The following is an 8,576-nucleotide window of genomic DNA, read 5'->3' on the forward strand; positions in this document are numbered from 1 at the left end:
CCGACGGCCCGCCCGCGGACGCGCCGCGCCACGACGCCCTCCTCGCCGACGGCCGGCACCCCGACGCCGCGGCCGGCGACGAGCGCGCCCCGCGGACCGCCCCCACCGACCGGACCGCCGACCGCATGACCGACCGCCCCGCGCCCGACCGCCCCGCGCCCGCCCGCGACGGGTGGCCGTACCCGGAGCTCGCGATGCTCGCGAAGCGCCGGCGCGCCGTCACGACCCTCGTCTGGGCGCGCGAGCGCCGCGGTCAGCGGTTCACGGCCGTGCTCCTGCCGGACGGCCTCATCGAGCTGCCCGACGGCAGCACCGTCGCGGACCCGGACGAGGCGGCGACGCGCGTCGCGGGCGTCGAGGCCGTCGACGGCTGGCGTGCGTGGCGGCTCGGCGACGGCGGCCCCACGCTCGCGGAGGCGACGGGCACGCTCTGACGCGGTCGCGTCCCGGCCGGGTGCGGTCGGCGCCCGTCAGCCCCACCCGTAGGCCGTGAGCCAGCGGGTGACCTCCGCGTAGAACCGCTCGCGCGCGGGGCGCGCGGACAGGGTCAGGTCGTGCATGCCGCCGGGGATGCGCACGAGCGTGCTGACCGGCCCGAGGTGCACGGTGCGGCGCGCGATGGCCTCGGTGTCGAGGACGACGTCGGCGGAGCGCATGTCGTCGGTCCAGCGCGGGCTGATGAGCGTGCGGGACGACAGCGCGGTCAGCACCGGCACGTCGATCGCGAGGCCGCGCGCGACCGTCGCGTGCCCGGCGATGACGGCCCGCAGCCACCCGGCGCGCACGGGGAACGACGGCGTGGGGCGCCACCGCTCGTCGACGGTCCACTCGCCGCCCGTCGCGGCGGCGATGGTGCGGGCGTAGTAGCCGGGGTCGATGTTGGGCAGGGGCGCGCGCGGCTGGAACCGCGCGATCTGGTGGATCGCCGGCGCGCTGACGTGCCGCGCCACGGCAGACCCCTGCAGCTCGAGCCACGGGCTGTTGAGGACGAGCCCGCTGACCGTGCCGGGGTGCCGCGCCGCCCACAGCGACAGCGTCAGCCCGCCGGTCGAGTGGCCCATGAGGACGACCCGCGCGACGGGGCCGAGCTCGGCCCGCACGCGGCGCAGCGCCGCGGCGATCTCCTCGTCGTAGGTGCGCAGGTCGTCGACGTACCCGGGGGTCTGGTGCGGCCGCAGCGACCGGCCGTACTTGCGCAGGTCGAGCGCGTAGAACGCGGCGCCGAGGCCGTGCCAGTACTGCGCGAGCGGCGCCTGGAAGAAGTAGTCCGACCACCCGTGCACGTACAGCACCGCGCGTGCGGGCCGCAGCGCGGGGTCGGGCACGTGGCGGACGAGCGTGGCGACGACGGGCCCCTCGTCGTCGTCGGCGAGCGGCAGCAGGCGGGCCTCGAACCCGTCGCCGAGCACGTCGGGCGTCCACCGGTCGGCGCGCAGGCCGTCGGACGTCCAGGCGGCCGGCGCGGTGCCTGCGGGCACCTCGGGCGCGGCGGGGACGGGCGCGGCGGACGGCGTGCCCGTCGTCGGCTCCACGTCCACCCCCGTCACGTCCCTCAGGACTCGAGGACGATCTTGCCGAACTGCTCGCCCCGCCACATCCGGCGCAGCGCGTCGGCGGCGCGCGCCAGCGGGTAGGTCGAGTCGACGAGGGGGCGCACGCCGGTCCGCGCGAGGAACGCGAGGACCTGCCCGAGCTCGTCGCGCGTGCCCATCGTCGCGCCGACGACGCTGATCTCCTGGAAGAAGACGCGGGTCAGCGACGCGGGGGCGGGGTCGCCGGAGGTGAGGCCGGCGACGACGACGCGCCCGCCGGGCCGCACCGAGCGCACGGAGTGCTCCCACGTGGCCTTCCCGACGCTGTCGAGGACGACGTCGAACCGTCCGGCGCGCGCCCCGGGCTCGACCGCGGCGGCGGCCCCGAGGGCGAGCGCCCGCTCGCGCCGGCCCGCGTCGCGGCCGGTGACGACCATCTCGAGCCCCGCCGCGGCCCCCAGCTGCACCGCCGCGACCGCCAGCCCGCCGCCGGCGCCCTGCACCAGGACGCGCTGCCCGGGCTGCGCGCCGCCCGACCGGAACAGCATCCGGTAGGCCGTCAGGTACGCGGTCGGCACGCACGCCGCCTCGACCCAGGTCAGCTCGGCGGGCTTCGGCACGACGTTCCACGCGGGCACGGCCACCTGCTCGGCCAGCGTGCCGGGGTACCGCTCGGACAGCAGCGTGCGCGGCTCGTCGGGGTCGACGCCGCGTCCGTCGGGCCCGCCGACGACCGCGTGCACGACGACCTCGCGCCCGTCCGCCGTGACGCCGGCCGCGTCGGTGCCGAGCACCATCGGCAGCTGCTCGGCGCGCAGGCCGACGCCCCGCAGCGACCACAGGTCGTGGTGGTTGAGCGAGGCGGCCCGCACGTCGACGGTCGTCCAGCCGGCGGGCGGGTCGGCGACGACGTCGGGTGCGGGCGCGTCCCCGACGGCCAGGCCCGACAGCGGGTCGTCGGCGGAGAACGCGGTGACGCGGGCGCTCAGCATGCGGCCACGCTAGCGGGGCGGGCGGCGGGGTCGAGCGCGGGGGGCGCGCGGCTAGGGTGTGGGCGGGACGGCGACGGGAGGCGGAGGGCCGTGGCACGGTTGACGAGTGCCGACGTGGCGCGCGAGAGCGGCGTCTCGCGCACGACGGTCAGCTACGTGCTCAACGGCAAGACCGGCGTCGCCATCTCGGAGTCGACCCGGCAGCGCGTCCGGGACACGGCCGCGCGGCTCGGGTACACGCCGTCCGCCGCCGCGCGCGCCCTGCGGTCCGGGCGCAGCGACCTCGTCCTGTGCGTGCTGCCGGACTGGACGGTCGGCCCCGTCATCGACACGCTGCTGGACGACCTGACCACGCGTCTGGCGGACCGCGGCCTGTCCGTCCTGGTGCACCGCAGCCGCGGCTCGCGGCCGCTGTCCGAGCTGTGGCGCGCGGTCACGCCGCGCGTCGTGCTCGGTCTCGGCCCGTTCGCGGAGGAGGACGAGCGCGCGATGCGCCGCGCCGGCATCACGGTGGTGGGCAGCGCGCTGGACGAGGACGCCCACCCGCGGACCTTCTCCGTCCCGCAGGCCCGGATCGGCCGGCTGCAGGTCGAGCACCTCGCCGAGCGCGGCCACCGCGTCGTCGGGTACGCCGCGCCGGGCGACGACCGGCTCGCCGCGTTCGCGGACCGGCGCCTGGCGGGCGTCGTCGAGGGCTGCCGGGTGCTCGGTCTGCCGGCGCCCCGTGTCGAGGTCGTCGGCCTGGACCTGGCGTCGGCGGCCGCCGCCGTGCGCGGCTGGGGCGCGGGTGACGACCCGGTCACGGCCGTGGCCGCGTACAACGACGAGGTGGCGCTGGCCGTCCTGGCCGGGCTGCGGGCCGAGGGGCTGCGCGCACCGCACGACGTCGCGGTGATCGGGGTCGACGACATCCCCGCGGCGCGCTTCGTGGAGCCCGCCCTGACGACGGTCGGGCAGGCCGTGGACGCGCAGGCCCGCTACTTCGTCGACGCCGTCGTCGCCGCGCTGGACGGGACGGCGGAGCCGCCCGCGCAGCCGGACGACGGCCTGCACGTCATCGCCCGCGCCTCGACGTGACGCACCGCGGCCCGGCAGCGCGGGGGCGCTGCCGGGCCGGGGTGGACGTCGTCAGCTGAACGTGAACCAGTTGACGTTCACGAAGTCGGCCGGCTGGCCCGACTCGAACGTCAGGTAGACCGTGTGGGTCCCGGTCGTGCCCTGGATGTTCGCCGGGACGGTCCGCCAGCTCTGCCAGCCGCCGGTGCTCCCGATCGCGAAGCTGCCGATCGACGGGCTGGTGAGGCTGTCGAGCCGCACGTGGACGAGCCCGCTGACCCCGCCCGCCGCCCCGGACGCGACGCGCGCGCTGAACGTCCTGCGCGGCGTGCTGCCGAAGTTGACGTCGTCGAACCGCACGTGCTCGCCGTTGGCGATGCCGGCGATGTTCCGCCCGCCGCCGGTGTCGGTCGTCGCCTCCGTGAAGATGCCGGCCATGCCCGCATACGCCTCGGCCTCGATCCGCGAGGTGGCGTCGACGCCCGTCGACCCGGCGGCCGTGGTGACGGACACCGCGCTGCTCGCGGCCGACCGGTTGCCGGCCGCGTCGTAGGCGCGGACGGCGAAGGAGTAGGCGGTGGACGGCGACAGCCCGGTGACGGTGAACGTGCGGCTCGCTGTCGAGCCGACGAGCGTGCCGTTGCGCAGCACCTCGTACCCCGTGACGCCGACGGCGTCCGTGGACGCCGACCACGTCAGGGTGGTGGCCGACGCGGTCGTGCCGGACGCGGCCAGACCGGTCGGGATCGACGGCGGCGCGGTGTCACCGCCGCCGGCGGACGTGGTGACGGACCGCGCGGTGCTGGCCGCCGACCGGTTGCCGGCCGCGTCGAGCGCCCGGACCGCGAAGGAGTACGTCGTCGACGCGGACAGGCCGGTCGCCGCGTAGCTGGTGCCCGACGCGGTCCCCACGACGGTGCCGTTGCGGAGCACCTCGTAGCCGGTGACCCCGACGTTGTCGCTCGACGCCGTCCACGACAGGTTGGTGGACGACGACGTCGTGCCGGACGCCGTGAGGTTCGCCGGCGTGGACGGTGCCGTGGTGTCCGTCGGGGTCGACGCGTTCGAGCTCGCCACCGAGCGCGCCGGGACGGCGAGGGTGACGCCGTCGGAGAACCGCACCGTGATCGGCGACCCGCTCATGTTGGCGGCCTGGTAGGTGCGGACGCCGTTCTTGACGAACACGGCGTGCAGCGGGGTGTTCGCCGTCACCGACCGGTCGACCGTCCCGAGGTCCGCCAGGTTCTTCAGCCAGTAGAACGTGTGCGCCCGCGACTCGCCCTCCTCGACGGTGTAGGTGTTCGCCTGCGCGCGGAACTGGGACAGCGCCGTGGGTGCGTCCGCGAGCGCCTGGAACTCCCAGATGATGTCCTGCCAGACCGTCGCCGGCCCGCCGTTGTTGCGTTCGAGCTCGGTGAGGTTGCGGCGGACGTACGCCGGGTCGTAGCCGAGGTACAGGTGCCCGGCCGTGCTCGGCAGCAGGTTGATGCCCTGGATCATCTCCGGCTCGGCGCTGAACCACGTCGAGTAGGACCCGCCGTCGCCCCACACCATGCCGACCGTGGAGTGCCCGAACGCCGCCGGGAACGCCTCGTCGTCGGTGTCGAACCAGTAGTTCTCGATGGCCGACGCCTGGGTCGTGTACAGGTAGATGCCCAGGTCGCGGACGGCCTTGTTGCCGGTGACCTGCCCCCACTGGATCAGGCCGCTGGCGAAGTTCATGCCCTCCGACGACGACTCCTGGTTGTTGCCCGCGCCGAACGCCCCGTGCCCGGACGCCCAGTCGTGGCCGGCGTAGATGTCGAAGTCGCGCAGGAACGGGAACCGGGTGTCGCTGCGGTCCCAGTTGGCCGCGTCCTTGATGACCGTGTTCACCATCCCGCCGTACGCGGACTCCGCGGCCCACGACGGGTCGAACTGCGCGACCGTGGCCGCCCCGACGACGTAGTAGCCGTAGTGGAAGTGGTGGTCGTTGAGGTCGGTGTCCGAGCCGTACGAGGCCGGGTAGCCGATGAGGGTGCCCCACGAGGGGTTGTACCAGAACGACCGGGTCGTCTCGCCGGGCGACGCCGTCATCCAGTCGGTCAGCCGCGTCCGCATCGCGCTGACGAGGCTGTCGCGCGCCGCGGTGTTGCCGGTGAGGTTGGCCATGTGCACGACCTGCGCGATGCGCCCGAAGGCCTTGCCGGTCCAGTAGGTGTCCTCGCCGAAGCCCGCGAACGGGTCACCCGACGCGACCTGGGAGATGTACCCGTTCAGCTGCGTGGCGTCCGCGGAGCCCGCGGGGAAGCCGGTGTTGGCGAGCTGCGGCAGGACGCCGTTGAACGTCGCGACCGTCTGGAACTGCGAGCTGCCGACCACGACCCGCATGGGCCCGCGCGGCGACGTGTACGAGTAGGCGCTCGGCGTCACGCCCGCGAGCTGGTCGCGCTGATGCGGGTAGAGCGCGTACACGGTGCCGGTGCCGGAGCCCTGGCGGGCGGTGGTGGTGAACGCGTAGGTGGCCGTCATCCTCGCGGTGGCCTCGTCGTACGACCAGGAGACCTTGGTGCCGGTCACGTGGTTGTGGGCGTACGGCGCGTAGGCGCCGAGGGCGGCGACGCGGTCGGCGTTGCTGCTGCCCGGCGTGGTGGGCAGCACGGCGACCGAGAAGAACGAGCCGCCGTTGAGCGAGGAGCTGATGGTGTTCCCGGAGACCGTCCACGTCGACCCGGTGGGGCCGAACGCCGCGTAGTCGTGACCGTTGATCGTGTAGCCGATGGCGCCGTTGCCCGTGCTCCACACCGTCGGCGCCGCCGTGCCCGTCAGGGTCGCGTTCCCGCCGGTCTTCGTCGCGTAGACGAACGGCAGGCCGTGCCCGAACGTCGTGCGCAGGCTGCTGCTGCCGTTGGTCCACAGCTCGCTGACGGTCCAGTCGGAGTAGCCGTCGACCTTGCCGGCGGCGTCGAGGCCGGCGATGCCGAGGCGGAAGTCCTCGGCGTAGGTGTAGTGGTACTCGCCGACGCCCGTGGAGGTGCCCGAGATGCTCACCGCGGTCGGGTAGCTGACGCCGAGCCCGGAGGTGTACGCGCGGAACGCGAGCGGGTGCGCCATGAGGTTCTCGGAGACGTTCGCGCAGTTGAACTTGCGCCACAGCAGCGAGGTCCACCAGTCGTTGGTCGGGATCGCACCGGCCGGGAAGTTCGCCGTGACGTGCGCGCGCGGGTTGCTCACCGGGGTGTTGTTGCACTCGGTGGGCACGGCGCCGCCGGTGGGCGTGCCCTCGGCGTAGCTGCCCGCGCCGACCGTCACCGCCTCGGCACGCGGCAGGGGCAGCGCGATCGCCTGGACCAGGTACGCCAGCAGCGCGGCGATCGCCACCAGCGCGACGGTGCGCCGGTGGTCCAGGGTGCGGCCCGGGGGAGTGGGTTGTGCGTGAGCAGGCATCCAGGTGTCTCCGTTCGGGACGCCGTGCCGCGTCGACCGTGGTCGGCCGCCGCGACGGGCGCGAGGGCACGGCCGTCCTGCGACGGCCGCTGGGGGAGGGTCGGGGCAGGTCGCCCGCACCGGTGCGTGCGACCTGTCCGTGCTGGGCTGACGGTCGTCAGCCGGTCGTGGCTCGTGCGGGTGCGGGTCCCGCGCCGGCCGAGCTGGGTGGTGAGCCGTCGCCGGTCGTGGCTCCCTCGGCACTGAGGGAGGCGACCGTGGTGACTCGTGTCACTAACGTGCACACAGCGTCGGCCGGAGCGGCGTCGAAGTCAAGAGCGGGTCCACGGCGACGTGCGCGGCGGCGAGCCGGCGGCACGTCCCGGCGCTGTCCGCGGCGCAGCACCACCCCACGGGCCGCGTCACCCGGCCATGCGTACCGGTCAGCGCCGGCGCGCGCCCTCGCGCAGGAACTCCGTGACGAGCCGGCCGACCTGGTCCTCCTCGATGAGGAACCCGTCGTGCCCGTGCGCCGAGCGCACGTACCGCACCGGCCCGGCGCCGGGCACGCCCGCGGCGACGCGCTCCGACTGCGCCGGCGTGAACAACCGGTCGGAGTCGACGGCGACGACGAGCGCCCGCGCGGTGACCTGGGCGAGCGCCGCCTCGACGCCGCCGCGGTCGCGGCCGAGGTCGTGCGTGATCATCGACCGCGTCAGCGCCACGTACGTGTTGGCGTCGAACCGCCGGGCGAGCTTGTCGCCGTGGTGGTCGAGGTAGGACTGCACCGCGAACCGGCCGCCCTCGAGGGGGTCCTCGGCGCCCTGCGGGATGCGGCCGAACCGCTCGTCGAGCTCCGCGGCGGACCGGTACGTCTGGTGGGCGATCTGCCGTGCGATGCCGAGGCCGACGTGGGGGCCGTCGCCGTCGGCGGCGTCGTAGTAGTCGCCGTCGCGGTACCGCGGGTCGGCGAGGATCGCGTTCAGCTGCGTGTGGAAGCCGGCGATCTGGTCGCCGCCGGTCTGCGCGCACGTCGCGATCGCGGCGAACGCCTCGACGCGGTCGGGGGCCGAGGCCGCCCACTCGAGCACGCGCAGCCCGCCCATGGACGCGCCGATGACGAGCGCCCACCGGTCGACGCCGAGCAGGTCCGCGAGGCGCAGCTCGGCGGCGACCTGGTCGCGGACGGTCAGCAGCGGGAACCGGCTGCCCCACGGGCGGCCGTCGGGTGCGGTGGACGCCGGGCCCGTCGAGCCCTGGCAGCCGCCCAGCACGTTGGGCGCGACGACGAAGAAGCGGTCCGTGTCGATCGGCGCGCCGGGTCCGACCATCGACTGCCACCAGCCCGCCGTCGGGTGCCCCTCGCCCGCCGGGCCCGTCACGTGCGAGTCGCCGGTGAGCGCGTGCAGGACGAGCACCGCGTTGCCGCCGTCCTCGTCCAGCTCGCCCCACGTCTCGTACGCGAGCCGCACCGCCGGCAGCCGCCCGCCCGACTCGAGCGCGAACGGCCCGAGGTCGGCGAGGATGTCCGCGGTCGCGAGCGCCGTCGTGGCCATCGGGCCGACGCCCACGACCAGCACGCGGCGGCCGT

Annotated in this window: 6 protein-coding genes; 2 read left to right on the forward strand and 4 right to left on the reverse strand. The window is 75.3% G+C overall.

The window, feature by feature from the left end; all coding sequences use genetic code 11:
* A partial coding sequence (locus tag AB6N23_RS15695; RefSeq protein WP_489672008.1) for a restriction system modified-DNA reader domain-containing protein occupies positions 1 to 434 on the forward strand: 434 nt, incomplete at its 5' end.
* 36 nt (positions 435 to 470) lie between these two features.
* On the opposite strand, the gene AB6N23_RS15700 is transcribed toward AB6N23_RS15695, so the two are convergent.
* Positions 471 to 1,478, reverse strand: a complete 1,008-nt coding sequence (locus AB6N23_RS15700) for an alpha/beta hydrolase (RefSeq protein ID WP_412866936.1) — start codon at positions 1,476 to 1,478, stop codon at positions 471 to 473.
* Positions 1,479 to 1,552: 74 nt separating this feature from the next.
* Positions 1,553 to 2,524, reverse strand: a complete 972-nt coding sequence (locus tag AB6N23_RS15705; RefSeq protein WP_412866933.1) for a zinc-binding dehydrogenase — start codon at positions 2,522 to 2,524, stop codon at positions 1,553 to 1,555.
* Between the two features lie 114 nt (positions 2,525 to 2,638).
* Here AB6N23_RS15705 and AB6N23_RS15710 point away from each other — a divergent pair, with 114 nt between their 5' ends.
* Positions 2,639 to 3,601, forward strand: a complete 963-nt coding sequence (locus tag AB6N23_RS15710) for a LacI family DNA-binding transcriptional regulator (RefSeq protein WP_412866934.1) — start codon at positions 2,639 to 2,641, stop codon at positions 3,599 to 3,601.
* 51 nt (positions 3,602 to 3,652) lie between these two features.
* On the opposite strand, the gene AB6N23_RS15715 is transcribed toward AB6N23_RS15710, so the two are convergent.
* Together AB6N23_RS15715 and metX are read right to left on the reverse strand one after the other, a co-directional pair.
* The gene (locus AB6N23_RS15715; RefSeq protein WP_412866935.1) at positions 3,653 to 7,006 is read right to left on the reverse strand and encodes a glycosyl hydrolase; all 3,354 of its coding nucleotides are present in this window, start codon (positions 7,004 to 7,006) and stop codon (positions 3,653 to 3,655) included.
* A gap of 422 nt (positions 7,007 to 7,428) precedes the next feature.
* Positions 7,429 to 8,541: a homoserine O-acetyltransferase MetX gene (metX, locus tag AB6N23_RS15720; protein ID WP_412866937.1), complete on the reverse strand. Its 1,113-nt coding sequence runs from the start codon at positions 8,539 to 8,541 to the stop codon at positions 7,429 to 7,431.
* Positions 8,542 to 8,576 lie beyond the last annotated feature (35 nt).

The sequence above is a fragment of the Cellulomonas pasadenensis genome (assembly GCF_047229365.1).
GTDB lineage: Bacteria > Actinomycetota > Actinomycetes > Actinomycetales > Cellulomonadaceae > Cellulomonas.